Below are 25,431 nucleotides of genomic sequence, written 5' to 3' on the forward strand. Positions count from 1 at the left end.
GAGTTAGTAAGCTTTGAACCCAAAAGCATTTAGCATCTTATCAAAAATCTTCGTATTCGGATAGATTCCCGAAAATGCTTCAGATCCTGGTCCATAGGCAAATACAGGAATCATCACGCCAGTATGGTGTTTGGTCACAAACTGACCTTCTACCTTCCCGGTTTTCATATCACCCCCTACCAGTGCAAAACCACCTGTCTCATGATCGGCTGTAACAATTACCAGGGTATTGCCATCTTTCTGAGCAAAATCCAATACTGCTCCGATTACCTTATCAAAATCAAGCATTTCATTAACGATATACTGAGTATCATTGGCATGTCCGCCCCAGTCAATCTGAGATCCTTCTACCATCAGAAAGAACCCTTTTTTGTTCTGAGTCAGCAGTTGAAGAGCTGTTTGGGTAGATTGAAGCAACTGGTCGCCTCTGCCTTCTGAAAATTTAGGCAATTCTTCATCTGCCAGAAAACCTGCCAGCTTGCCCGATGTAGTTTTGGTCACCTCAGGAAGTGAACTGGCAATCTGGTAATTTTTGGCCCGAAGACTATCTACCAGGTTCTTTCCATCTGCCCTTTGAGTAAAATGTTTTCGGCCACCACCAATGAATACATCTACATCTGTTTTCAAGAAATCAGCAGCAATTTCTTCTACCATAGTCCGCTTCGGCTGATGGGCAATAAAAGAAGCTGGTGTGGCATGTGTCATTGAGCAGGTTACCACCAGTCCTGTCGACAACTTATTATGTTCCGCAATTTCCAGTATGGTAGGCCGGGCCTGATTGGTAGAATCGACTCCAATAGCTCCGTTATTGGCTTTATAGCCAATAGCTAATGCAGTTGCCCCTGCCCCTGAGTCGGTTACATAATCATCGGCAGACTGGTTTTTATGAAAGCCTACATAGGGGAATCGTTCCAGATTCAAAGAACCTTTGTTGGCCGTAAGGCCAGCATAAATCTGTGCAGTTCCCATGCCATCCCCAATCAGCAGAATAACATTCTTAGGGTGTTTGGACTTCGCATTTTTTTGAGCAAAAGAAGGACAAAGAGTAAGAAACGGGATAGTAACTAGTAGGGTTGAGAAAAAACGTATCTTCATTCGGATTAAGTGGTTAAATGAAAATGTAAGAGATTACTAGTAGAAACAGGGCAATCTACCTTACATTGAAAACTCATTTTTGCAAAAGGCCAAAAGTAGAACCTGTCATCTAAAAATCAGAATTTTTAGTTTTATCAAAATGTGAATTCACATTTGAAGATATGTTATTGAAGTGTTTATTTCGAAAATTTAGTAAATGTTTTTCCGTCGTAGCGGTACAAACCTGTTTCATTTGTGCCTATCCAAAAATTTCCAGAATTATCTTCCAAAATTGTCCAGATACCACTATTCGTTATCCCATCTTCTGTTGTAAAACGGGTGAAAGATTTACCATCGTAACGGCTAAGTCCACCACCAAACCAAAGGTTTCCTTTCTTATCCTCCATAATTCGAGTAACAACATTATCAGCTAAGCCATCATTTTTTGTAAAGATCCTAAATGATTTGCCATCATAACGGTAGGCTCCTTTCCAACTACTGAACCATATATTTCCTTTTTTGTCCTGCAAAACGGGCCAAACCCAATCATCGCCATTTGGTTTAAGATGGGTTATGGTCTTTCCATCGTAGCAATATACGCCTGGATTACAACGCCCACCAAACCAGAAGTTACCAGCTTTATCTTCTAAAATCTTTTCTATTTTAAAACTACAATCTTTTACATCTTCGGTAACAGTAAACGAAACGAATGATTTTCCATCATATACATAAACACCAGCACCTGTTGCAAACCATAGTTTTCCACTCTTGTCCTGCATAATACTCCATACATCATATTTACTACTTAGCATATCAGTTGGTAGAGCGATTTGAATTTTAGTAAATTTATTGTTATTGTAAAGACAAATACCATCGGAGGTGCCTATCCAAATCTTATCGCTTTTATCTTTCAACATACACCAAACCGTATTGCTGTTCAGTCCATTTGCCATCGTGAAATGGGTGAAAAAATTTCCGTCATATTTATAAATACCATCGGCTGTGGTGCCAAACCAAAGATTACCCGCTTTGTCTTGCAGGCTACAATGAACATTATCACCTTTATTCAGGCTCTGAGTTTTTATAAATTTTTGGCTGTTGACAGATAGTGTGTTGGATTCACTTTCTTTTTTCTTGGGCATGTTTGCTTGAGCTTGTCCTAAGCAGTGATTGCTCATAAGTAATATGGTTAGGAAAGTAAAAGCCTGGAGTTTCGAGAAGTATTTTTTCATTATTGAAGTTGTCATTAATGTTCTGGACAAATGATGATTTGGGTATATGTGAAGATCAGCAAACTTAAAAGTTTTTGTGTTGGTCTCAGGTTAATGACTTGTTAATGAAGGGTAAAAGTTGCTGATTAATTTTTGCCGTAAATAGCCCTATAAAATGTCGTATTTACACTCGCGTTCGACCACTTAAATACCCAATTTTACAACCCTAAACAAATCATGAAAAAATGAGAAAGATTATTTCATTTATGCACATATCACTTGACGGTTTTGTAGCAGGACCAAACGGAGAGATGAACTGGATTAAGGTTGATGAAGAAATTTTTGATTATGTCGGGAAGCGGATAGGTGAAGGCGATACTGCCTTATATGGACGGGTAACGTATGAGATGATGGAAAGTTACTGGCCAACTGCAGGAGACAAGCCAGATGCATCTAAACACGATATTGAACATGCAAAGTGGTATAACCAAGCTCGCAAGGTTGTTTTATCAAAAACAATGAAAGACACCGATTTGACGAATACAAAAGTTATTAGTGATAACCTTGCGAACGAAATACATAAACTAAAACAATCCAGCAATGGTGAAAGTGCAGACATACTGGTTTTTGGCAGTCCGACAGCCACACATGCGCTTATTCAGGAGAACTTACTTGACGGCTACTGGCTATTTGTGAATCCTGTTATTCTTGGACAAGGTATTCCACTGTTTACCGGTATCAAAGACAAAGTAAACCTGAAATTATTAACTACTCATCGCTTTGGCTGTGGAGTAACGGAACTAAATTACATAGTAGAGAGACAATAACACACCCACTAATACTAATAAAAATACTCTAAAGATGGGTCTACATTGCAAAATCACTTAATTGCTTAAGTTCTTTTAACATACTACAAAGTAGACTTGGATTTTCACTAATAGTATGGAATATAACACTGAATATATACGTATCCATTATGCCTTAATGCAGGCATTTATGATTAATGCCGGATCAAATATTTTGGACGTAAGCTATGTAGTAGAAAAGAAAAACCTTACCATTCAGATTGTGTTACTGGCAGAAACCGAACTTGGAGAGCATAATAAAGGCAAAATTTACAAGGACTTGCCTGACTATACTATAATTTTTGAAGAGATATATCTAACAAGGGAAAAATTCAATGAAACAAAAGGGGAATGGATGCCTAAATATTATACATGGCTGCACTATCTCCTTTTTTCCAAAAGCGAGGTTATATGAAAGATGTATATATGAAATATCAGGCATGTCTGCTTTGTGATGCATTACACAGAAATATAAATGACAATTTTTTAAGTGTTTCCTTTGAGCTAGCAGAAAATCAAGATATCCGGATACGAATAATTTTAAAAAACAAGACAGAAGTAGAAGAAGAGTATATAGGTGATCTATTGAGCGAATTTGAAGCACAACAGGGAGAAAATAATATAGCTGATATAGAAGTTTATGTGAATGAAATAATTGATCCTCTACAACATATTGTATTTCAGTGTTGATTCGCAGGTGACAAGTTTTTCCTTCAATAAACTTTATATAATGCCGGGTTGCAGCTATCGTATTAGATTGCGATAGCTGCAACCCGGCATTATACTATGTTCACAAATGACTCTTAATGTAAAATAACTAAAACAGATATGAGAAAGATAATTGCAGCAATCAATATGACAATTGATGGATTTTGTGATCATACAGCATCAGAGCCAGATGAAGAAATACATCAACATTATCAGGAACTGTTAACCGACTCAGGTGTGATTCTATATGGCAGAATAACGTATCAACTGATGAAATTCTGGCAAGATCTGGTAAAAAGTCCTTCCGGTGAAAAATCAATGGACGACTTTGCTTCGGCGATAGACAAAATTCCAAAAATCGTCTTTTCACATACGCTCAAAGAAACCGAATGGGATAGTGCCCAACTAGCCAGTCAGCCTATTGAAGAAGTTGCGTTAGCCCTCAAACAACAATCAGATGGGGACATTTTAGTGGGTAGCCGGAGTTTGATTATACAGCTCATGAAACTGAATCTGATTGATGAATACCAACTGTGTATTCATCCGGTTGTGGCAGGAGGCGGTTTGCCATTATTTGAAAATGTAAACAACAGCACTATTTTTAACCTCATCAAGACTAAAACCTTTGGTGGTGGAGCTGTACTACTTTACTATACCCGCAAAAAATGATGGTATTATTTTAAAGGCATAAGTGAGCAATCTAGTCAAGCAAATATATACCAGATAATAGAAATTACTCCATGGTCTACAAACTAACACCAGAAATTTTAGAGCAGCTCGGTTTCAAAAAAAATAGTAGTGTAACCCTGAACAATAGATATCCGTTTCCTACAGCAGACGCGATTTCATGGTCAGTTAATGATATTTTAATAGAACTGATAAATGGAAATCAATTTTTAATCTCAAATCCTGCAGTTGACAAAGCAATTCAAATTTACAATGCCCGAGATATCTATGAATATTTTGATGTGTGTTCAGTTCCATACACACAGCAGATGGTAGAGTATGCCAATAAATAACAATCTCCAAATAATACATAAAAACCGGAGATATTCTTCAAATAATTAGGACAGAATGCGAAAAGATCATCCCCACCATTAGTGTTAATAAGGCATACAATATATATGATAATCTTAAATAGATTTTTACTACTAATAGCATTTATATTATTAGTCTCTTGTGAGAATAGCAGAGAGTGTGTTTTTATTGTTGAACCATCCAATGAGGAATGTGATGATTATAAGCTTATATGGAGGATTGATTCTGTAATTACAGGTAATAAGTATGACACTAATAAGCAAATTTATTTACTTACCAGTAAAAGGGATTATGAAGATACCACCAGAAAGCATAACTATGTGGTTTATGGAGAACTTTCAAATAAGAGAATCAAAGAAGAATATACTGATTGTGGCACCGTATATAGATTTGTTGACAGAAAAATTATAGACTATTCAACAAATCGATAATTCCTTCCACAGTTTTACGAAAACTAGCACCAATAAAACATAAAGATTTTGAATGAATGAGTAACTCTGTCTTTATTTATTCTCCTTTACTGAAGAAAGCTCTTTGTTTGTCTTTTTGTCTTTTATCCATGGGCAATAGCATTACTCAGTCAGGATTTTTCAGAAAAATTAAAGCAAATTGTAGTTCAAGAAAACAGAATGGTACACACCATATAGTTCTTGCCAGGGATACGACAGAAATGTACAAATGCAGATACTTAGGTCATATGTACTATGCTGATTTCTCAGAAAGCCAAAAGCTTCAGATGATTGAGGAATTATTAAACTATCAAAATGACAAATCACTATCTGCATTGCCTGTACAATGTTATAATCCTAAGATATCTAAAGTCTATACAGGTGTAGTAACCGAGTATTCACTTCAGGTAGAAGCCTTATTTTTGATCAATCAGATATATTTTGAAGATCCATATATATATTCTCCATTTCCATTATTACTGGACAAAAATACCAATACTCTAAACGAAGAAAAAACAATACAAACAGCATTTAAATCCTATCGAATCTGGTACAATAAGATCAGATCCATCGGAATTGTTGCATCAAGAGAACAACATATAGCCCCTTTAGATAAAAATATTGTTTGGTACTCTGGTAGTAGTTGGTAATGTTGAGGTATTAACGGTTAGGAATGTATCTGTTTCAAACTTGTGGCTTGGTTGTAGTTTTATTTCATTACTTTCTTGGGGCATTTCTTTTATTCAAATATATTTCTGCTCAATATCCTCTTACTAATTTCCTCAATCAATCAGGCACAGAGAAACTCGGACAGACTTTGGTAGTCATCGGCTGCATCTACCAGTTTTTTGAATTAGGCAGCACAATATCTTTGGTCTTGTATGTATTAATTTGTTTATCTGTTGACCGAAAGTATGGTCATGATTAATAATTAGATAGTTGTCACGTTTGAACATACTTACAGTTATTCAGCACAGTGACCATACTTACAGTCAAAGTTGAAAGTGAACAGAGTTCGAATATTTCTGAAATACGACTGGTATTCCAGTCAAAAGTAAAAGTGATTCGAAGTATGGTCACTTGTGTTGCTGAACAGTTTTCCGATCACTCAGTCATCGATTACCATTTTGACCATACTTCCAGTCAGTCATTTGTATTGAACATACTTCGGATATTTATTCAATGTGACCAGAGTTCCGGTCGTATAGTAACAAATCAGCACTGCTCCTGCTCTCCAACTGATTAAAATAGTGTAAGACCTGTAGAGGCATCCAACTCTTTTCCTTAATGCTACGCCTACAAATGAAACGATCACAGCTAATGATATCGGTCAAAAAACTCTTGCAAAGTCATCGTATGAGGAGTAAACTTTTCGGTGAGTATTTCCAGCTTTTGTATTCTGTCAAGACGAAAGTACCTAAAATCACTACGCAAACGACACCAGGCAACCAGCAACCAGTTTTCAGTACTTAATAAAGCGAAGGGTTCAATGGTTCGGCTTGAGGTTGTATCCTCTTCATTTATATAGTCTATCTTTACCAGATAAAAATTGGTCAAGGCAAATTGCAAGGCAGACAGATTATTACTTGTTCTTTCAATAGCCTTGAGTTGGGGAGTATGTGTACGCTGAGTCAGTAAATTTGCTTTGTCTTTCAGGTTATGTTTTAATACTGCCTTAATTTTTTCAACAGCTTCTGAATAATCGTTGATGAACGAAGCATCTTTTGTTTTCAGAACTAATTGCTGAGCAAGAATAAGTGCATTTGCCTCATTTTCACTAAACATTACAGGAGGAAGCCTGTAATGTTCCATAAGCATATATCCTTTGCCTTCTTCGGTTAAAATAGGTACTCCCGCTTTTTCCAACGTCCGAATATCTCGATAAATCGTTCTTACACTGACTGAAAATTTCAGTGCCAGTTCGGATGCTGTTAAAAGTCGTTTCGTCTGCAACTGAGTAAGAATGGCAGTTAACCGTGCAATTCGTTTTGTATCGGTGCTTTCCATGATTAGTAGTACTTGTGATTATTACTTGCCAGTCTCATTACAAAATGAGGTATCACTGATTCTGAATCATTACAGAGAGGATACTACACCTAATGTTAAGCCTGCTTAATGTTTTGTATGAAGCAAGGACAAATATACGATAGGAAAATTATTGTATTCGTATAGTTCACCTCTGACATAGGGCTGTCACCAGAAGCTTTTTCTTTGCAGCAGTAATATATAATTCTCTATCACTAAAATCGTCACCAATGAAAAGCACAAGTCAGCTAAGCGTATCGCAAAATCTACTAACCTTCTTTACTAATCCTTTACGGATACACTACAAAAATCGGTTTGAACAAAAGTATCCAATCTCACATCGCATCCTTTCGTAATTGTCTGGACTATTTCTTTCTCAAGCCCTGTATAAAACAAAATTTTTCCAAAAACCATTATAAAATAAAAAACTACTATGTTACATGTACTAACAGATATTTCCTGGTTGAGTGTTCTACTTGCATTTATTATCTATTTCATTCTGGGTTCACTATGGTTTACTGTCTTTTTTCCTAAACTATATAAGATTTCACTGGGTAAAGAAAACGATACAACACAAAGCACAGACCCTATTTTCTTTGTAGGGCCGGCCTTGTGTTGTCTGGTTATTACCATTGCCAGTGCGCTGTTAGTATATGCTTTGCATATCGAAACCTATCAAAGCGCTTTCCAGTTTGCTGTCATTGTTGGAGTGGGCTATCTGTTTTCCAATACTGTTAACATTGCCATCAATCCCAACATACCTCGTCCCATTCTGTATGGACTAATTAGTGGGAGCTACCATCTAGTCGGGATTATAATTGTAAGTCTCATTCTGCTTGTTATGAAATAGATTTTAGTTAATCAAGGAGTAGATAATACGGCCTGTAAACTCACTCTACAGGCCTTTTACTTACAACTACAATCAAATCTCATAGATATCGAGCACAATAACAGATCAGTAAATATGAGTGATGGTAAATATGGGCTACAGTCCTGCCTTAGCTTTTAATTCTGTTAACAAATGGTCAAATCGAACCCAGTATACAGCGCAGTCTTTTTCACTAGTACCTTTGGTATAAAACAGAAATTTGCCATCAGGAGTAACATACTGTCCAAAACGATGAGCCAGTCCATTATTAATAGCAGGTCCTAAACTTTGTGGAGTGGTCCATGTTTTGTCTGCTCTCGCAAAGCTAATCCATAGTTCACTTTCAAAGTCCTTAGTTTCTTTGGCACTGATAATCATATAGGATTCATCTGGTGCTATATACAAATCACCATTAAAGCCTGGAGAATTTAATGGTTCTCCGAGGTTGTGAATGGATGTATCTCTCGGATCAGCAGGCAATACAGCAAATTTCCAGGCATTCGAATCATTCGACGAACCCCAGGTACCATTACTACCTACATAAGCTCTTCCACTTAGAGTTGGCATATAGTTATATAAAACATATGACCGCTTAAGCCAGGGTTGAGGCGAACTCCAACCAGAAGCATTCTTCTGCATTTGCTGAATACCTGTATTGTCAGTAACAAGTAAAGTTTTCCCATCCATACTAAATGTAGGTGTACCATATTGATTGGCAAGCAAAAAAGGTCCCTCCCATTTTCCTGCAATACTGTCAAAACGAAAGTAATTGAGCCGCTGGTGCTGATTGCTGTACCATTCGTTGTTACTGCCATAAAAGAATTCTTTTCCATCAGGTGAAAAGGCAACTCTGGCCAGAACAAAATAGCCAGAGTCGGTTAACAAGTGTGGAGCAAAACACAAAGGTGTATCACTTGGTTGTGATTGACCAAGGTAAGCATTCGGACCATCCCAGAAGTCGGATTGTGCTTTATGGCTAGAGCAAGCCAGTAACATTAAACAACTAAAAATACTGAAAATAATACGCATAGATAGAATAGTTTGAATAGTAATACAGTGGTTGATAAAAGATGAGAATAGATCTACACTGCCAAAGCTAATTTCTTCTCATGAAAGCCTTTTCTTTCTTACCAATCAAATTCCGTCAAGATATATCACACTGATTTTCAAATAATTAAAAAATATATCTTAGCTGCTCCTAAAAATATATGATTCCCCTCAACAGTCAGATATATAGAATGTAAAGGCCAATTGTGATAAGAAGTAATGAAGCAAACATGTGTCTGGGTAGAGAGACATGTTGGAAATGAATAGTGCATTTGGTAACTTCCAACATCTTCTATTTTTCCTGTAGCAGATTTTGATGGACATACATTGCCAAAGATTAGTCAAAACCATTACAGATAGTCTCGACTGGGGCCCTGTTAACGAATGGACTGGAAAGAATTTCAGTCGGTTAAACCAAGCTATTCTGGAGAAAACGGGTGTAAATCTAAGTGAAAGCACTCTCAGACGAGTACTAGGTAAAGTACATTACCCTCATTTACCAACTGAAACGACATTGGATGCACTGGCTGTATATGCAGGGTATCCAGACTGGCAAAGTTTCAAACAAGCAGCACCAACCCTACCAGATTCAAAGCCCATACTTACTAAAAGACCATCCAGACCGATAGTATTGGGGACAGGAGTTCTGCTTGCGATGATCCTGCTTTTTTGTGTTGTGAGTTATAAGCCATTTACCAAAAAAACTAAAATACCACACGCCGTTTTTAGTAGCCGACCACTGACTCACTCTATTCCTAACACCGTTATTTTTAACTATAAAGTGGATAGTTCCACAACACCTCTATATATTCAACAATCATGGGATGCGCAAACCAAAAGAGAAGTAAGTGCCAAAGGCAATACATTTACTTCAATCTATTATAAACCTGGATTCTACGAAGCCAGGCTTTTAATGGGGGATCAGCTACTCAGGAAACACCCACTACTCATACAATCAGATGGGTGGCTAGGACTTATTGACCAGAGATCAGAGCCACTGTATTTACCATCAAACGAATTTGTCTATAAAGACAGGCTTGAGATTCCTGTTAGCAGTTATACCCGCCGTTCTCTACGACCAGATGTCAAACCTTATCGCGCAGAACTATATAATGTAGGTAATTTTCAGCCTTTAAAGGCTACCAAAGTTAATTTCAGCGCAATGGTAAAGGGTAGTTCCATAAGTAATATGGGAGGCTGCCGAAAAGCCATTGTATTTTTGGTAACAAACGGAATACCATTCAATATACCCATCACTGCTAAGGGTTGTGTGTCTACATCTCATCTATATGATGGTCGTGGACTAGTAGATGGTCGAGTTCATGACCTTTCCGGATTTGGAGCAGATCTGTCTCACTGGGTAAAAGTTGATATACGAACCACAACCAACAAACTCGAATTTCTTGTTGACAGCCAGGTTGCCTATACTCAGGATCTTCCCTCACAAGATCTTGAAGTGGTAGGCATTGCCTTTGGTTTTGAAGGAGGTGGCGCAGTAAAAAACATCAAACTCTCTGATAACAAACAAGTCATATTCAGTATGTTTCCCTAGTAGTTATATAGTTGCGCATAACATTTGATCTACAAACCACATCCTGTCAGAAAGTAATTTTATATTTAGGTAACCATGCTTTGAGTTGTTGTTGCATCTCTGTAGAGAGTGGATTGCCTGATACATCCAAATCGGTTAACCGTTTTTGTTTTCCCAGCCATGCGGGAAGCTCAGTAAGCTGATTGTCTGATAGGTCCAGTTTTTTCAATCCATTCAGTATTCCTGGCAAATCGGGCAGTACAGTCAGTTTATTTTTTGACAAATCCAGGCCTTTTAATCTTTTAAGCTGTCCAATCGATTCAGGAAGGATTGTGAGGTTATTTTCAGAAGCATTCAAATGCCATAAATAGGTAAGATTTCCAATAGACTCAGGAAAGGTAGTAAGCTGATTTTTGGAAATGTTTAAATAGTTCAGACTTTTCAGGCTACCAATAGACTCCGGAAGACAGGTAAGTTCATTATTGGAAATGTTTAATTCTGTCAATTCGGTTAACTTTCCGATGGATTCTGGCAGTTGAGTAAGCTGATTTTTGTATATAGAAAAATAGGTTAGATGAGTAAATTCTCCTATTGAATCAGGAAGTTCTATTAACTGATTACTCCCTAGGTACAACTGCATTAACTGTATAAGATTGCCAATGGAATTAGGAAGTAGAGTAAAATTATTTTTGGAGATATTTAATTTGGTTAACAAAGTTAGCTGCCCTATCCATTCAGGCAGTATAGTAAGTTTATTATCAGCCAGAATCAGTTGCCTTAGACTTTGCAAACTACTCATCCATTCAGGAAGTTCGCTCAGCTGATTTTTCTCTACATTTAAAGAGTATAGATCCTTTAGCTTTTGAATTGCAGGAGGAAGTACCATAAGCTGATTCCTATCCAGGTGTAGTTCTTGCAGTCCTATAAGCTGCCCTATTGAATCAGGAAGGGCTGTAAGTTGATTTTTTGACAAAAAAGACGCGCGAGATTCCGTAAACTACCTATGGATTCCGGAAGCTGGATAAGTTGATTATTATTAGCAGATAGGTACCACAACCGGGTAAGATTCCCAATTGAGTCAGGTAGCGTCGTAAGATTATTGGAGGATATATCTAATTGCATTAATTTGAAAAGCTTGTCGATTGACTCAGGCAAACTCTTCAACTTTTTTTGATATAGTTTCAGATTTGTGCATTGATTCACATGAAGTATCTGTGCTTCTATAGATATCCCTTTTTCAACATAACTACACTCCGCTAACAGTCTTATTTCCGAAAGAAACGTTTTTATACTGATTTGTAGTGATTTAGCTAGTTCCAGCCCCAGCATAACGTTTTCAATTTCTTCAGAACGCAGTAGGCGGTAAAGATTTTCTTCTTCAGCAGTTTGCATAGATACAGGTAAAAGTTGTATTCAGTTAATGGGTTGGGACTAGATAGGATTGAAATTGTAAGTTGAGCATAAATTCTGTATAAAGATGTTTCAATTTACTTCTGACCTGTTTTTAGTAATATAATCTCAAAAACTATCTTTTATACTGTTACACTTCATCTGATTTCCAATGATAATCTGCCACCATTCCTGGCCTTATATTCTATATTAAAATTTTATTTATTCGTTTTATAGTTGCATTTTGCCTGTATCCCTTAACACTTTTCATTCATTACAATCTTTTATGAAACGAATATTTTTTACTCTTTGTCTACTGCATTTTCAGGTAGCCGTTGTGCTTGCACAATCAGGTAACTGGAAAGTAGTAGAAGGTAAGATCACTACTCCCTGGGCAGAAAAAGTAAACTCTTCTACTCCTTTGTCAGAGTATCCCCGCCCTCAGATGACTCGTAACAGCTGGCTCAATTTAAATGGCTTATGGGACTATTCCCTTCAACCTAAAGGGCAGGCAGAAAATTTACCTACCGCCTTTTCCGGTCAAATCCTGGTGCCTTATGCAATTGAATCTGCTTTGTCTGGGGTAGGTAAAACAGTTGGAAAAGATAGTGTGCTCTGGTATCATCGTACGGTATCTGTCCCAGCTAATCTCCGAAAAGGCACAGTATTACTGCATTTTGGAGCGGTAGACTGGCAAACCGATGTATATGTAAATGGTAAAAAAGCAGGTACCCATCAGGGAGGCTATGATCCGTTCTCCTTTGATATTACCGCTCTGCTTGCCAAAGGTAACCAACAGCAGATCACGATTCGGGTTTGGGATCCTACCAGCGACGGGCCACAACCCAGAGGTAAGCAGATAAAAAATCCGCATGGTATCTGGTATACACCTGTAACCGGTATATGGCAGACAGTATGGCTGGAAGCTGTTCCCAACTCGTATATTATATCAACTCGTCATACAGCCAATATTGACCAGCAAACACTTATAGTTAAAGCTCAACTGCAAAAGGCACAGCCCAATGATAAGGTGCGTGTAATAGCCTATGATGGCAAGCAATCTGTTGCTCAACAGGAGGTCGCGGCAGGAACCGATGCAGTACTAAAACTGAGCAATCCCAAACTGTGGTCTCCTGATAGCCCTTTCTTATATGATATGACAGTGGCGCTGATCCGGGGAGGCAAGGTAGTGGATGAAGTGAAAACCTATTTTGCCATGCGGAAAATCTCCATGCAAACAGCTAGTCAGAATGTACACAGAATGCTGCTTAATAATCAGTTTCTGTTTCAGTATGGACCGCTAGACCAGGGATGGTGGCCGGATGGCTTATATACAGCACCTACAGATGAAGCGCTTAAGTTTGACATTGAAAAGACCAAAGAGATGGGTTTCAACATGATCCGTAAACATGTGAAAGTGGAGCCTGCCCGCTGGTATTACTATTGTGATAAATTGGGTATGCTTGTATGGCAGGATATGCCTAGCGGAGACATGGGCAATGAATGGGATTCCAGACCAGGGATTGTAGGTCGGGCTACAGAGAAGGAGCGTACAGCCGATTCGGAAAAAATTTACCGTACAGAATGGAAAGCTATCATGGATGCTACCTATAACTTCCCTTCTATTGTAGTATGGGTACCCTTTAACGAAGCCTGGGGACAGTTCAAGACAGTAGAGATCAGCCAATGGACACAAGAATATGATCCTTCCCGCCTTATAAATAGTGCCAGTGGAGGCAACTTCTACGATGCAGGCCATATTCTCGACTTGCACAACTATCCTGAGCCTGCAATGCCTCGTCCGGATTTGTTTGGAGCCAAACAGATAATTGTATTGGGAGAGTTTGGTGGTTTGGGTCTACCACTGGAAGGTCATACCTGGCAAAAGAAAGATAACTGGGGTTACCAAACCTTTAAAAACAAGGAGGAAATGTTTGATAAGTACAAGTCCTTTATTGAAAGCCTGGAAAAGCTGATTGGACAAGGGTTATCAGCAGCCGTATATACCCAGACCACTGATGTAGAAGTAGAAACCAATGGTTTGATGACCTATGACCGGAAAGTGATAAAAATGCCAGAAGCTCAGTTGAAACAAATACATAGTAAACTCTATAACCCTTCACTGGGAAAAATTAAACCCTAGAACAACTAATTCTCATTTTTGTATCTAAATAAAAAACACCTCTGCTTAATCGACAGGGGCGTTTTTATCAGATAGTTATTCATTAAATTGAATAGAACATGAGTCATCCCGAATTTTGGATGTGAGTTTGTTTTACGAAACCAGCGTCTATACTCTTTTCAAAAGCATAGACGCTGGTTTATTTTTTACAAATTTCCGAGTTTGTTTATTGTCCCTTACATCATTCTTCCACAAGCTTCTTCATTTTTTGCTTGTCCAAAAAAGGACAACAAATTCTCATTTGTTGGGCCAGGATGTGTGCCAGCTGCAAAAAAGGACACTTTCTGCCGAACCTCCCACCCGCAAAGCCATGGGCTAACCTCGCGGCAGAAAGAAAGCCAACACACAGATACAACGGTTCGCGTTTAAAATCAATACCACTCTCTTTGTAGCTTATCTATTTCGCTTTTTTTCCATCGTTTATCAACAACGACCTCTTTTCCAGAAAAGATATGAGAAAAGATAAGACCTCAAAATTCGGGATGACTCATGTTCCACAGGTACATTATTTCTATACCACCCATTCTATTTGCAGTGCACAATTTTAGTACTGGCATTTGCAGATTTGTAGTCATACAAGGTGGCATAATCATTATTGCGCGACACCAATACTCTGGAAGAGGTATTCTTGAATTTTATGAAGGCCATATCCCGTATATCACCTGTCAACCAGAGAGGTTTGTCTAAAATGGGTTGTACTTCACCCTTTTCAAACCGAAGCAGTATACCCATTAAGGCATCTGATCTTCCCAGTTGCACTTTGTAAGGGAAAAAATTGCCTGCGGCCAACACTTCTACTTTTCCATCGCCATCAAAATCACTGGAAAGAAAACCATTAATAGACGAGAACTGAGCCCAATCTGGCAGTGGTTTTAAGACAAACTTGGTATTGCCTTTATTTTCCAGCCAGCATGAACGAAGTTCTACAGCTTCCAGCAACTGAGTTTGTGCACGCAATTCAGGAAACAAGATATCTTCTACCGTAGCATCAGCATAGGCACCATAATTGATAAACCGTTTTCGCATTGGCGTTACCTGTCCCAGCAACTCATCACGTGTTGCCAACGGATAACTCTTATCCTGAACATAGTAGGATACCAGTGGATCAAGTCGCCCATCCTGATCGATGTCTACACCATAACAACGCAAAGGTTGCTTTTCAGAAGCACGCAGTTGCATATTTATGCCTGCATTACCCAGTAACAAATCCATATCCCCATCCTGGTCTACATCGGCCTGGGCAATAGCACTCCACCATCCCCTGCTATCCGGAAGACCCAAACTGCTGGTAGACTCTTTAAGTTTGCCTTTCTGATTGATATACATCCGTATTCCCATCCACTCACCTACCACTACCAGATCAGGCCAGGTATCTGCATTGAGGTCTGTCCATATGGCGCCAGTAACCATACCAGCATTTGACAATTGATCGGAAGCCACAGAGGTTACATCTGTGAAACGAACCTTGCCTGGCTGGGAATCATTTCGTAACAAAAAGCTTTTGGGAGTTCCTGGATACTGCTGGGCAGCAATTCGTCCTCCCACAAACAAATCCTGGTCACCATCTTTATCGTAGTCTATGGCAATTACACAACTTCCACTGGTTTGCTCAGCAGGCAGTGCATCCGGTGATTTTTCAAACTTCCCCTTGCCGTCGTTGAGGTATAATCGATCCTGATAAACCGGATCCGAGGGAGAAAACTCATTGCCTCCACTCACAACATACAGATCCAAGTCTTTATCTCCATCCGCATCAAAAAATACAGATCCTATATCTTCTGCTACCCGATCTGTTTGCCAAGGTTCAGAAGCAGACTTTACTAGTGTACCATTGTCTGTTCCCAGATATAATTGTCCGGACTGACCAGCTGCTCCACCCAGAAACACATCTTCATTCCCATCCTTGTTTACATCACCTACTGCCAGCTTGCCTCCCAGACGGGAAAGCTGGTAAGAAAGAAGTTGCTGCATTTTAAAATCTACAAAGCCATTCTCAATATGCCTGAAGTCAATGCCCCCTTTAACCGGACTGAGTAATGGTTCCTTTATGCGATGTGTCAGCAAGTCATCTACCTTAGAGTTGGGTTGTGCCTTTTCTTGCTCTATCTCAATAAGTTGATTGATGGATGGAGCGGATACGATAGTGACTTTTTCATCTGGCCACTGTACACGAATCTCTTTCACCGCAGACTGGCCAATACCTACGGTGAGCAATGGTTCTACAGACGACTGATACCCCCGGCTAAAATAGGCTTCCTGATAAATGGTTTTATCCTGTAATGTAATCCACACCTTTGCCCCTATACCAAAAGTATTGGGCTTTTTGCCGATGAGTCTGATTTTTACAAAATTATTTTTGGCAAATTTTTCCTGCTGGTTCTGAAATACACTCACCTTATCATTCAGTGTATTGACAATCAGATCCAGGTCACCATCATTATCCAGGTCACAGTAGGAAGCAGCATTGGAGACAGAGGAATGCGTAAATCCCCATTGCCTGGTAACGTTCTCAAAATGTAGCCCATCTGTATTGCGAAAACAATAATTGGTCAGTTTGGTTGAAGGCATTTCCTGAATCAGCTTCAGAACCGGAATATCCCTGCCAGATGCCTTGGCTTGAGCCACAGCATCGGCAACCGTATAGCGAATAAAATCCTGATTGGTGTAATCTCTCAGGTAGCCATTGGTAATAAAAAGATCTTTAAATCCATCATTATCAAAATCAGCAAATAAAGGAGCCCAGCTCCAGTCTGTATTTGAGACACCCGCCAGTTGTCCTACCTCGCTGAATCGAGGCAGTGTGTCAGGAGCAAATCCGCGGTTGAGTTGCAGGGTATTGCGCATATACTGATGATGATATCCACTATCAACAGCCAGTGAATATTTGTCGTATTCATCAGGTCCCTTCAAAAGCTTCTGTCTGTGGTTGTCTTCCGGTAACATATCCGCGACAAATATCTCTGGCAATGCATCATTGTTGATATCAGCAATGTCTGATCCCATACCATTTTTGGACAGATGGGTAAATATCGTATGAGATACTTCACGGAAAGTTCCGTTTCCATTGTTGATATAGCAGAAATCCTGTTCATCGTAATCATTGGTCACATAGATGTCAGGCCAGTTATCCTGATTCAGATCACTTATGGAGACACTTAGTCCGAAATTCAAACCGCTGCCATGAATCAGTGCACTATCACTCACATTGGTAAAGATGTTGTTATCATTTCGGTAGAGCCGGTTACCAAAATAGGGATGACGTAAGCCACGAAGCTTTTTTACATTAAAAAGAGAAGAATAAAACGTATTGGCATGGTTGAGCAGAAACATATCCAGATCACCATCTCTGTCCATATCAAAAAAATAAGACTGGGTAGAGAAAGTCCCACTAGCATCTAATCCAAATTCTTTGGCTTGCTCTTTGAAAACGGGTATTCCTCCCTTTTCACAACCCTGGTTAATAAAGAGCTGATTGGCACGCATGGGATGGTCCCGGATCACTGGTTTTCCTTTACCTTCTCTTTCTGTATTGCCTGAATAACAAATATATACATCCAGCCAGCCGTCTCCGTTTACATCTGCCATTGTCACTCCGGTTTTCCATCCCTGCTTCTCTATAAGATGAGAGGTGGTCGTAACATCTTCGAATTTCCAATTGCCTTTATTTAGAAAAAGCTTGTTAGGTACAGTGTTTCCTGACAGATACACATCTGTTAGTCCATCATTATTAATATCACCTGTTGCCACGCCTCCTCCATTGTAGGTATACTCATAGGTCATGATATTGTTGTGTTCACTTTCGATAATCTGATTGCTAAAATCCAAACCTGTTTTATTTTCCGAGAGCCTGGTGAACAATTCTGTCTGGGGTTGGCATTGTATCAGGAACAATGACAACGAACTAATCACAACAGATATAAGTCGTTGTTGGAAATGCATTCGTTTAGAGTTAATAACAGTGGTAGAGTAGAATAGGGTGTATTTTAGCTTTTCTGTTCAGTATAACATGAAAATATTTTCCAGGAAGTCATTCCTTAGGCACCATGTTCACTTGCAGAATTCCGGGTTAATTTAGTAAAATAGCAGGAAAGAAGCTCTTCTCATTATCTAGTTTGTATACAGACAAGTTAACTTATACATTTTACCCAGCACAAATCACGCTAATTAAGATTCCAATTTCCTATATAAAAGAGGAACACAAGCATATCTCAAATGAAATCGAATTTTTGAGACACCGAAACCAACTATTGAAGTCTTTCTTTCAACTGGAATATATCTATAAATAGGTCGAAAAAATATTTTACATACAAAATAGAAGAAATAACTTTTATTTTACATACATTTAATGAATTAACTATTTATCAGCTTTTACTCCAATCTGCTAAACCAAACTATGAAAGGAACCAATCTGGGAGAATATGAAGAACTGGTCTTACTCACAGTAGCGGCCTTAGCCTCTGAAGCCTATAGTGTAGCCATTTGTGATGAGTTGGAAAAGCATACCGACCGTAGTGCAAAACTGGGGGTCGTCCATGCGGTATTAAACCGACTCGAAGAAAAAGGACTGCTCAAAAGCCATCTGGGTGAGGCAACTGCTACCCGTGGAGGGAAGCGGAAACGTTATTATGAAGTAACACAAGCAGGCAAACTGGCTCTGACCAAAACCAGACAAGTACGTGAAACGCTTTGGCAACTTATAAAAGGTTTTAATCTGGAAGGTTCTATATGAGCACACGTAACAAACTAACTCCTACGCCACCTCGCTGGGCACAGAACCTGCTTCACTGGTATTGCCGGACAGATCTTGTAGAAGATCTGGAGGGTGATTTGAATAAATACTTTGAGCGAAATCTCAAGACACATGGAACCAGGTGGGCCAAAATCATTTATTGTCTGGATGTAGTAAAATTTTGCCGGCCTTATACCATTCGGAAACCTGATTTTTTCAATCTCTTTATTCACTATCTTATGCTGAATAGTTATCTGAAAACCACCCGCCGCACTCTGGTGCGTAATAAGCTGTTTTCTGTCATCAACATCATTGGACTGGCCGTCAGTATGTCGGTTGGGTTACTGGTTATTGCCTTTATCCACGATTTGCGTTCTTACGATGAATTTCATGCAGATAAGGATAACATCTATCGCATCATTACCCATTATACCCCTGCCGACCAGCCTACTGTTGATCTGGCTTCTACTTCCGTTAAAGTAGGCCAACAAATAGGAAAAACCACTTCTGCCATCAAGCATCTGACCATTTTGCGAAGCGGATTTTGGGGAGATGCCATTGTAGGTTCGGTTACACTTCCTATGGGAGCTATGTGGGCTGACTCTTCTTTTTTCAATGTTTTTACCTTTCCTCTACTCAAAGGAAATCCAGCTACAGCTCTGAAAGATCCTTATTCATTGGTCCTAACACCCAAAATGGCAGAGAAACTCTTCGGAGAAACAGATCCTATGGGACAACTGGTCCGTTTTGATACCACCTACTATAAAGTAACAGGCATTACCAATCCCATTCCTAAACTTTCTCATTTACAGTTTGATGCACTGGTCTCTTTTGCCAGTATAGAACGGAACCATCCCAGTAAAGATGCAGCGTTTTACAGTTGGGGTAATATCTGGCAGAATTACGTTTATATGCTATTGAATCCTAACATAAATCCAACTTCTGTACAGACCACTTTGGATCACCTGAATGTAACAGAGAATAAACAACTGATCAATCAAAAAATCTCGGTATCACTTCAACCGCTTAAACAGATTGCTCTTGGCCCTATGCTACAAAACTCCATTGGGCCTCATATTTCTCCTGTAGTGATTTGGGTATTGAGTGGATTTGCACTGGTCGTTATTCTGTCTGCCTGTTTCAATTACACCAATTTGTCCATTGCCCGTTCATTGCGTCGTTCCCGTGAAGTGGGTGTTCGAAAACTGATTGGTGCTATGAAAAGCCATGTAGTAGGCCAGTTTCTTATTGAATCCACACTGATCTCACTATTGGCTTTCGTTTTTGCTTTCGTATTATTTTATTTTTTGCAGAAGCAGTTTCTGGATCTGGACCCTTTTATTTCCAATCTGGTATCGTTAGAGTTTTCACCTAAGTTATTGGTATATTTTCTTCTTTTTTCGGTTGGAATGGGTATTGCTGCAGGCTTATTTCCAGCACTGTTTTTTTCTGCCATTAATCCTGTACAAGTTCTCAAAGGTGCTTCCGGCTGGACATTGTTCCGTCATGTAAATCTCCGAAAAGCGCTGATTCTGATTCAGTATACTCTTTCGCTCATTTTCATTACAACTACTCTGGTTGGCTACAAACAGTATCAGGGTTTTATTACACTTGATCTCGGATTTACAACTGAAAATATTCTTAATATCCGTATGCAAGGGAACAAAGCGGCTTTGCTGGAAAAAGAACTAAGAGAAATTCCTGAAGTCAAGGCCATATCCAAATCAATGATGATAACCAGTCTTGGGAGTATCCATGGTACATCCGTGAAATACAAAGATACTCAGGACTCATCCATGGCCTGGCTTAACATGGTAGATGAGCAATACCTGCCACTTCACGATCATCATCTTATAGCTGGGAAAAACTTTACATCTAAAGCAAACACAGCACAGGAAAGCGAAATTATTGTCAATGAACAACTTCTCAGGCGTTTTAACATTTCACCCAACAATCCGGCAAAAGCCATAGGAGAATGGCTGGTTGTTGAAAACAAAAAACTGGTAATTGCGGGTGTAGTGAAAGACTTTCATTATGGTACAGTTATGAACACCTTAGAACCAGTAATGTTCCGTTATTCAGCTGACGGACAGAATGGCTATCTGAATGTCAAAATCACGTCAACGGATCTGTCTGCTACTATGACACATATAGAGAATGCCTGGCAAAAAATCGATAAAGTCCATCCCCTGGAGGCAGACTTCTATGATGATCAGATCAAAAAGGCCTATCGTCAGTTTTCAGTTATGATCAGAGTAATTGGATTTATTACGTTCTTATCTGTTTGTATTGCTTCCCTGGGGCTACTGGGAATGGTAGTCTTTACAACAGAAACACGTTTAAAAGAAATTAGCATTCGCAAAGTATTAGGAGCTAGTGAAGCAGGCCTCATGTATCAGATGGGAAAAAGCTTTCTTTTTCTGCTGCTACTGGCTTCATTGATTGCCTTACCTGTAACCTATTTCTTTTTTGACAGGGTAGTCCTTATACATTTTGCCTACCACTCTCCCATTGGATGGATGGAAATGGCAGGTGGTGTTGTAGCTGTTATTCTATTAGCACTGGGACTGATTAGTTCTCAAACATTTATAGCAGCACGAATCAATCCTGCTCGAGTACTGAAAGGAGAATAGTTGCAAAATAAACTAGCAGAAGGGTACCTTTTGGTTTTGTCAACCAGTAAAGCTTTTAGTTTGATAATATGAAACAAAAAACAGCAAAGGCATATTTTGGCTATGCCTTTGCTACCTTATGAAACTATTTCAACAATGTTAGTTTAAAAACAGATCCTACTATCTGAGAAGAGAATAATTTTTATATTCAAAGAAACGTTTGCCTGTCAGTTTTTCTATAAACTGTAAAACGCGATAGGACAACTTTGACTGATTTTTGGTAGTATCCCAATAAAAGTCCCAATCCACAGAAGCAATCCGTTGCTGCATCACAGCAGGATGAGTATCCTTAAATACTTCCAGTACATCTATATTTGAGTAATCATATGATATATATTGTTTAATGGGTGTGCTAGCAGAAGGATTATCCGATGTATCAGCAGACCAAAGCTTATACACTTCCTTGTCTTTTGTGGCCATAGTAACAGGGTTTTTCACCCATCCGTAATGATATATTTCGGCGTCAATCAGCTTCACGTTTAGTTTTCTACCATCCAGCCGAAACCCTTGTGCGTCCCGATAGGCTCTTATATGCTTGTTATTACGAATAAGGCGGATTTCATGACGATACCACCGACGTGATGAACCTACATATTTGTAGGAACCATAAAAATGTTTGTAGTTAAATAATAATCCTTCTACCCGTTGATCAGTATGGTATTTTTCAATAGCCGCCCGAATGTTTGCATGATATTTTTCATGCACCACTTCATCTGCTTGTAAATAAAAGGCCCAATCTGCAAACTGACTAACCGCATCAAAGGCTTTGTCAGTTTCTACTGCCAGTACTTTTCCTCCCTTTTGGAGAGAGTCATCCCAGACAGAATGTACAATTTTAATCTTATCTGACTGTATGGACTGAACCAATTTCAATGTATCATCTGTAGAGTTTCCCACGCTTACAACAAACTCATCACACAAAGGCAGAATAGAACGGATAGATTCTACCAATGGATAATCGTACTTTTGTGCATTGCGTGCAATGGTAAATCCTACAACATAAGGTTTCATAAAATATTAAGATCTTTTTCGTTTCTGAAGTTGTTTAACAGAGAGTTTTTTAGTATAATTTTTAAATAGCAAATCACAACCTAAAATATACCTTTTGCAGTTTACAAAATTATTATAAAAAACTTCAGAATAAGTAACGAGGGTCCATAATGAAGCCTTAGTCAAATGTATGATTAAACTTCAGTTTGTTAGACACTCCAAGGTTCACAAAAGTCTATCAGATTGAATAGATTCTGTTTTGGTTGTTCTAAAAGCTTTTTTTGATCCTGTACTGAAAAATCATATAAAACAAGATATTGGGGATAGGATAGATGTGTAAAAGTTATGTTCGTTTGTAGAAGTATACAGGCTGTACAAGCTTTCAGAAAGTTGTTAGCCAATGGTTAGTCGGGTAGTGGCTTGTGGCCATCTTTTTATGGAAGGCAAAAGCAATATAGGTAACCGAATTTTAATTGATTCAATCTAACTCTGAGAGCAGTTCTTGTCTATATTTACTATAAAAGGCCGAATTTTAGTATCTGATTATCAATTTATTTCCACTTTCTCTTTCCTATACGCCTATTAAAAAGCGACAATAAAATCTAAAATCGCCCATTCTACGCCGCTATTTCCTATCCAGGGTCTAACAGGTCGTTTCTCCACCTGTTTTTCTTACATAGGTCAGGTGCACTACTAAAACACAATGCACTACTAGCCAGTGTGTTATATTTTTGTATCATACTCTAAAGCAAAATACTAAAACATAACACTAAAACACAATGAAACAATCTATACAAATTACTCCTACAATCCGTCATGCTATGGCTGTTATGGACTACTGGAACCAAAACTATTTTGAAGGAAGATATAAAACTGAACAGACCATCAGAGCTGAAATCACTTTAAAAGAGGCGGGTATAGATCCTTCTCTAATCGGAATTACAAACAAAGATAAGTCAGGCAAAAAATAATTCAGGAGCAAACAAACCTTGTAACAGAACATATTTGTGTCTGGAAACCACTAGATAGCCTTCTGGCGGATGCCCCTTGAAACAGTCCTTGCACAAATGCTTGTATCAAACCAATGTATTTTTGCCCGTTGTAGAAAGAGATACAAAGGAACTGCTGGGTGTAATTACCGAATGGGATATTCTGAAGCGTTTCATTGAAGATAAACACATTCATCAACACATCTCTATTCGAAATAAGGCTCTTAGACTTTTCAGAAAGAAGCAACCTGCCTAAATGGGATATTAATTTTGAAAGAGCAGGTTGCATATCCTACTCTTTCATTTTCCAAAAGGATTGGCAATATATTCTGCTCTGTAAATAGGGCTTGCAGTCTTTAATGTCCAGACAGTAGCTCCTGTAAGATCTGTTTTAAGGAGTTTACCAGTCATCGCACTTGCAGACAGCACGTTCCCATCCGGAAGCAAGCTGGCACTTCCCATAATAGCAGAATAGGCATCATTGGGTAGTGTCAGGTTGATCTTGGTAGTCGCCTCCAATGTCGATTCATTGAGTGTAAAGGAAAGAATACGGGAATGAGGCCTTGCAGCTGCCCCATTGTCGAATAGCATAATGTCATCACTGGCATTACGGTGGGCAAAATGCTGGAACATAAACTGACTGCTCTCTGGCATTTTTACAGTTCCGTTTTTACCCAGCTTCCACATCACTTTTCCTGTATTAGCATTAATCTTCCATACCTGAGAAAGCGCACGAAAAGAAACAATGTAATTATGGTCCTTATCAATCACCAGCGAATTTCCCCATGGCTGGGCATAGGTAGCAGGATCAATTTGTGTCAGTTCACTAAAGGTTGACCATTCCCATATTTTTTGCCCCTGGCCATTGAGTACAATAATTCCATCTCCGGGAAGACTATTCTGCATTTCATTGGTGATTGCGATAATATTGCCGTTCTCATCCATCTGCATATCATGATGCACAGACTTGTCAAATCCTTTTTCGCCCATCCGGAAATAGGACAAGGTATCTCCGGCCAGCGTTGTTTCCAGCAAAACATTACCATCTGCCATTGGATTAGAATTTTCGTCAATCAGAATTAGTAGTGATCCTTTTGGTGTGAATCGGGCAGTTTTCACCATAGTATTGGGTGGAGGTGACCAGCACCAGGCAATCTTTCCTGCCTTATCGACTAGAAACAATCCATTGGGTTTGCTGGCAGGCACAAACAGGTAATAACCTGGCAAATTCTCCTGCAAAACATTCTGATCCAGTGTGTAATAAGCTGTCAGCCAGGTAGGCACGGCACCGCTTGTAAAATGCTGAACCTGTCCAACTTCTGTTTCTGTCCCGTTTTCGGAAACATGTATCACTTTATAATGATAATCCGTTTTTTCCTTAAGTTCAAAAATGGAAAGGGTATGATTTCTTTTTACATCCGAAATGGCTGATACCATGGCACCTGCTTCATTCTCTGTAGCTGGCCAGTACTTTATCCTGGCACTGGCAGATTGAGCAAAGCTGCACTTTATGTGCACTGAAAGAGGCAATGTTTCATGGGTAAGCACATGGGTCGACTCCAGTTTACTGGCTGGGTCTGTATCGTCCCTGGTACAACCTGTGAAGGTTATACCAGGGACAAATGTCAATAAGATACTACAGAAGAAAGCAAATACAGATCGCATAGATGCGGCAAACAAATTA

At 39.0% G+C, this 25,431-nt stretch carries 22 protein-coding genes; 13 read left to right on the forward strand and 9 right to left on the reverse strand.

Features of this window, described 5'->3' with window-relative positions; genetic code table 11:
• Positions 1 to 3: 3 nt before the first annotated feature.
• Both QNI22_RS33485 and QNI22_RS33490 read right to left on the reverse strand, forming a co-directional pair.
• Entirely contained in the window at positions 4 to 1,095 is a 1,092-nt protein-coding gene (locus tag QNI22_RS33485; protein WP_314517902.1) for an alkaline phosphatase, read from the reverse strand.
• 176 nt (positions 1,096 to 1,271) lie between these two features.
• A complete protein-coding gene (locus QNI22_RS33490) occupies positions 1,272 to 2,306 on the reverse strand; it encodes a ligand-binding sensor domain-containing protein (protein WP_314517905.1) in 1,035 nt (344 codons plus the stop codon).
• 224 nt (positions 2,307 to 2,530) lie between these two features.
• On the opposite strand from QNI22_RS33490, the gene QNI22_RS33495 reads away from it, so the two are divergent.
• From QNI22_RS33495 to QNI22_RS33520, 6 genes are all read left to right on the forward strand, one after another.
• The gene (locus tag QNI22_RS33495) at positions 2,531 to 3,112 is read left to right on the forward strand and encodes a dihydrofolate reductase family protein (RefSeq protein ID WP_314517908.1); all 582 of its coding nucleotides are present in this window, start codon (positions 2,531 to 2,533) and stop codon (positions 3,110 to 3,112) included.
• Between the two features lie 115 nt (positions 3,113 to 3,227).
• Positions 3,228 to 3,545 carry a hypothetical protein gene (locus QNI22_RS33500; protein ID WP_314030551.1) on the forward strand — a complete coding sequence of 106 codons (318 nt, stop codon included), beginning with the start codon at positions 3,228 to 3,230 and terminating at the stop codon, positions 3,543 to 3,545.
• Positions 3,542 to 3,820 (forward strand): hypothetical protein, encoded by a 279-nt coding sequence (locus tag QNI22_RS33505; protein WP_314000885.1) that lies wholly within the window; start codon positions 3,542 to 3,544, stop codon positions 3,818 to 3,820. Before QNI22_RS33500 ends, QNI22_RS33505 begins: the two co-directional genes overlap by 4 nt.
• Positions 3,821 to 3,958: 138 nt before the next feature.
• The gene (locus QNI22_RS33510; protein ID WP_314517911.1) at positions 3,959 to 4,507 is read left to right on the forward strand and encodes a dihydrofolate reductase family protein; all 549 of its coding nucleotides are present in this window, start codon (positions 3,959 to 3,961) and stop codon (positions 4,505 to 4,507) included.
• A 71-nt stretch (positions 4,508 to 4,578) separates the two neighbouring features.
• On the forward strand, positions 4,579 to 4,857 hold the full coding sequence (locus QNI22_RS33515) for a hypothetical protein (RefSeq protein ID WP_314517914.1): 279 nt from the start codon (positions 4,579 to 4,581) through the stop codon (positions 4,855 to 4,857).
• A 716-nt stretch (positions 4,858 to 5,573) separates the two neighbouring features.
• Positions 5,574 to 5,975 (forward strand): hypothetical protein, encoded by a 402-nt coding sequence (locus tag QNI22_RS33520; protein WP_314517916.1) that lies wholly within the window; start codon positions 5,574 to 5,576, stop codon positions 5,973 to 5,975.
• A 667-nt stretch (positions 5,976 to 6,642) separates the two neighbouring features.
• On the opposite strand, the gene QNI22_RS33525 is transcribed toward QNI22_RS33520, so the two are convergent.
• Positions 6,643 to 7,332: a helix-turn-helix transcriptional regulator gene (locus QNI22_RS33525; protein ID WP_314517918.1), complete on the reverse strand. Its 690-nt coding sequence runs from the start codon at positions 7,330 to 7,332 to the stop codon at positions 6,643 to 6,645.
• Between the two features lie 451 nt (positions 7,333 to 7,783).
• Between QNI22_RS33525 and QNI22_RS33530 the strand changes: the two genes are divergently transcribed.
• The gene (locus tag QNI22_RS33530; protein WP_314517920.1) at positions 7,784 to 8,200 is read left to right on the forward strand and encodes a DUF1761 domain-containing protein; all 417 of its coding nucleotides are present in this window, start codon (positions 7,784 to 7,786) and stop codon (positions 8,198 to 8,200) included.
• A 135-nt stretch (positions 8,201 to 8,335) separates the two neighbouring features.
• Here QNI22_RS33530 and QNI22_RS33535 read toward each other — a convergent pair whose 3' ends face one another.
• On the reverse strand, positions 8,336 to 9,247 hold the full coding sequence (locus QNI22_RS33535) for a hypothetical protein (protein WP_314000817.1): 912 nt from the start codon (positions 9,245 to 9,247) through the stop codon (positions 8,336 to 8,338).
• Positions 9,248 to 9,581: 334 nt separating this feature from the next.
• On the opposite strand from QNI22_RS33535, the gene QNI22_RS33540 reads away from it, so the two are divergent.
• Entirely contained in the window at positions 9,582 to 10,817 is a 1,236-nt protein-coding gene (locus QNI22_RS33540; RefSeq protein ID WP_314517924.1) for a hypothetical protein, read from the forward strand.
• 46 nt (positions 10,818 to 10,863) lie between these two features.
• On the opposite strand, the gene QNI22_RS33545 is transcribed toward QNI22_RS33540, so the two are convergent.
• Both QNI22_RS33545 and QNI22_RS33550 read right to left on the reverse strand, forming a co-directional pair.
• The gene (locus QNI22_RS33545; RefSeq protein WP_314517926.1) at positions 10,864 to 11,769 is read right to left on the reverse strand and encodes a leucine-rich repeat domain-containing protein; all 906 of its coding nucleotides are present in this window, start codon (positions 11,767 to 11,769) and stop codon (positions 10,864 to 10,866) included.
• Positions 11,730 to 12,188 (reverse strand): leucine-rich repeat domain-containing protein, encoded by a 459-nt coding sequence (locus QNI22_RS33550; RefSeq protein ID WP_314517928.1) that lies wholly within the window; start codon positions 12,186 to 12,188, stop codon positions 11,730 to 11,732. Before QNI22_RS33550 ends, QNI22_RS33545 begins: the two co-directional genes overlap by 40 nt.
• 283 nt (positions 12,189 to 12,471) lie before the next feature.
• Between QNI22_RS33550 and QNI22_RS33555 the strand changes: the two genes are divergently transcribed.
• Complete coding sequence (locus tag QNI22_RS33555; protein ID WP_314517931.1) at positions 12,472 to 14,328, forward strand: glycoside hydrolase family 2 protein; 1,857 nt, start codon at positions 12,472 to 12,474, stop codon at positions 14,326 to 14,328.
• A gap of 564 nt (positions 14,329 to 14,892) precedes the next feature.
• Here QNI22_RS33555 and QNI22_RS33560 read toward each other — a convergent pair.
• Entirely contained in the window at positions 14,893 to 18,306 is a 3,414-nt protein-coding gene (locus QNI22_RS33560; protein ID WP_314517933.1) for a VCBS repeat-containing protein, read from the reverse strand.
• A 454-nt stretch (positions 18,307 to 18,760) separates the two neighbouring features.
• Between QNI22_RS33560 and QNI22_RS33565 the strand changes: the two genes are divergently transcribed.
• Both QNI22_RS33565 and QNI22_RS33570 read left to right on the forward strand, forming a co-directional pair.
• Positions 18,761 to 19,096: a PadR family transcriptional regulator gene (locus tag QNI22_RS33565; protein ID WP_314517936.1), complete on the forward strand. Its 336-nt coding sequence runs from the start codon at positions 18,761 to 18,763 to the stop codon at positions 19,094 to 19,096.
• On the forward strand, positions 19,093 to 21,729 hold the full coding sequence (locus tag QNI22_RS33570; RefSeq protein ID WP_314517938.1) for an ABC transporter permease: 2,637 nt from the start codon (positions 19,093 to 19,095) through the stop codon (positions 21,727 to 21,729). Before QNI22_RS33565 ends, QNI22_RS33570 begins: the two co-directional genes overlap by 4 nt.
• A 159-nt stretch (positions 21,730 to 21,888) precedes the next feature.
• On the opposite strand, the gene QNI22_RS33575 is transcribed toward QNI22_RS33570, so the two are convergent.
• Complete coding sequence (locus QNI22_RS33575) at positions 21,889 to 22,779, reverse strand: glycosyltransferase family protein (protein WP_314517940.1); 891 nt, start codon at positions 22,777 to 22,779, stop codon at positions 21,889 to 21,891.
• A gap of 758 nt (positions 22,780 to 23,537) precedes the next feature.
• Between QNI22_RS33575 and QNI22_RS33580 the strand changes: the two genes are divergently transcribed.
• Positions 23,538 to 23,729: a hypothetical protein gene (locus QNI22_RS33580; protein ID WP_314517941.1), complete on the forward strand. Its 192-nt coding sequence runs from the start codon at positions 23,538 to 23,540 to the stop codon at positions 23,727 to 23,729.
• Between the two features lie 88 nt (positions 23,730 to 23,817).
• Positions 23,818 to 24,003, forward strand: coding sequence for a CBS domain-containing protein (locus tag QNI22_RS33585; protein ID WP_336620948.1), 186 nt, complete (start codon positions 23,818 to 23,820; stop codon positions 24,001 to 24,003).
• A 44-nt stretch (positions 24,004 to 24,047) separates the two neighbouring features.
• On the opposite strand, the gene QNI22_RS33590 is transcribed toward QNI22_RS33585, so the two are convergent.
• Positions 24,048 to 25,412, reverse strand: coding sequence for an aryl-sulfate sulfotransferase (locus tag QNI22_RS33590; protein ID WP_314517946.1), 1,365 nt, complete (start codon positions 25,410 to 25,412; stop codon positions 24,048 to 24,050).
• Between the last annotated feature and the right edge of the window lie 19 nt (positions 25,413 to 25,431).

Source organism: Xanthocytophaga agilis, from assembly GCF_030068605.1.
GTDB lineage: Bacteria > Bacteroidota > Bacteroidia > Cytophagales > 172606-1 > Xanthocytophaga > Xanthocytophaga agilis.

Coding starts and splice junctions, on each gene's coding strand:
- QNI22_RS33555 (WP_314517931.1), top strand. CDS start 12,472: ATGAAACGAATATTTTTTACTCTTTGTCTACTGCATTTTCAGGTAGCC.
- QNI22_RS33520 (WP_314517916.1), top strand. CDS start 5,574: ATGTACTATGCTGATTTCTCAGAAAGCCAAAAGCTTCAGATGATTGAG.
- QNI22_RS33525 (WP_314517918.1), bottom strand. CDS start 7,332: ATGGAAAGCACCGATACAAAACGAATTGCACGGTTAACTGCCATTCTT.
- QNI22_RS33560 (WP_314517933.1), bottom strand. CDS start 18,306: ATGCATTTCCAACAACGACTTATATCTGTTGTGATTAGTTCGTTGTCA.
- QNI22_RS33580 (WP_314517941.1), top strand. CDS start 23,538: ATGAAACAATCTATACAAATTACTCCTACAATCCGTCATGCTATGGCT.
- QNI22_RS33500 (WP_314030551.1), top strand. CDS start 3,228: ATGGAATATAACACTGAATATATACGTATCCATTATGCCTTAATGCAG.
- QNI22_RS33495 (WP_314517908.1), top strand. CDS start 2,531: ATGAGAAAGATTATTTCATTTATGCACATATCACTTGACGGTTTTGTA.
- QNI22_RS33550 (WP_314517928.1), bottom strand. CDS start 12,188: ATGCAAACTGCTGAAGAAGAAAATCTTTACCGCCTACTGCGTTCTGAA.
- QNI22_RS33510 (WP_314517911.1), top strand. CDS start 3,959: ATGAGAAAGATAATTGCAGCAATCAATATGACAATTGATGGATTTTGT.
- QNI22_RS33565 (WP_314517936.1), top strand. CDS start 18,761: ATGAAAGGAACCAATCTGGGAGAATATGAAGAACTGGTCTTACTCACA.
- QNI22_RS33540 (WP_314517924.1), top strand. CDS start 9,582: ATGGACATACATTGCCAAAGATTAGTCAAAACCATTACAGATAGTCTC.
- QNI22_RS33535 (WP_314000817.1), bottom strand. CDS start 9,247: ATGCGTATTATTTTCAGTATTTTTAGTTGTTTAATGTTACTGGCTTGC.
- QNI22_RS33490 (WP_314517905.1), bottom strand. CDS start 2,306: ATGAAAAAATACTTCTCGAAACTCCAGGCTTTTACTTTCCTAACCATA.
- QNI22_RS33590 (WP_314517946.1), bottom strand. CDS start 25,412: ATGCGATCTGTATTTGCTTTCTTCTGTAGTATCTTATTGACATTTGTC.
- QNI22_RS33485 (WP_314517902.1), bottom strand. CDS start 1,095: ATGAAGATACGTTTTTTCTCAACCCTACTAGTTACTATCCCGTTTCTT.
- QNI22_RS33515 (WP_314517914.1), top strand. CDS start 4,579: ATGGTCTACAAACTAACACCAGAAATTTTAGAGCAGCTCGGTTTCAAA.
- QNI22_RS33530 (WP_314517920.1), top strand. CDS start 7,784: ATGTTACATGTACTAACAGATATTTCCTGGTTGAGTGTTCTACTTGCA.
- QNI22_RS33575 (WP_314517940.1), bottom strand. CDS start 22,779: ATGAAACCTTATGTTGTAGGATTTACCATTGCACGCAATGCACAAAAG.
- QNI22_RS33505 (WP_314000885.1), top strand. CDS start 3,542: ATGAAAGATGTATATATGAAATATCAGGCATGTCTGCTTTGTGATGCA.
- QNI22_RS33570 (WP_314517938.1), top strand. CDS start 19,093: ATGAGCACACGTAACAAACTAACTCCTACGCCACCTCGCTGGGCACAG.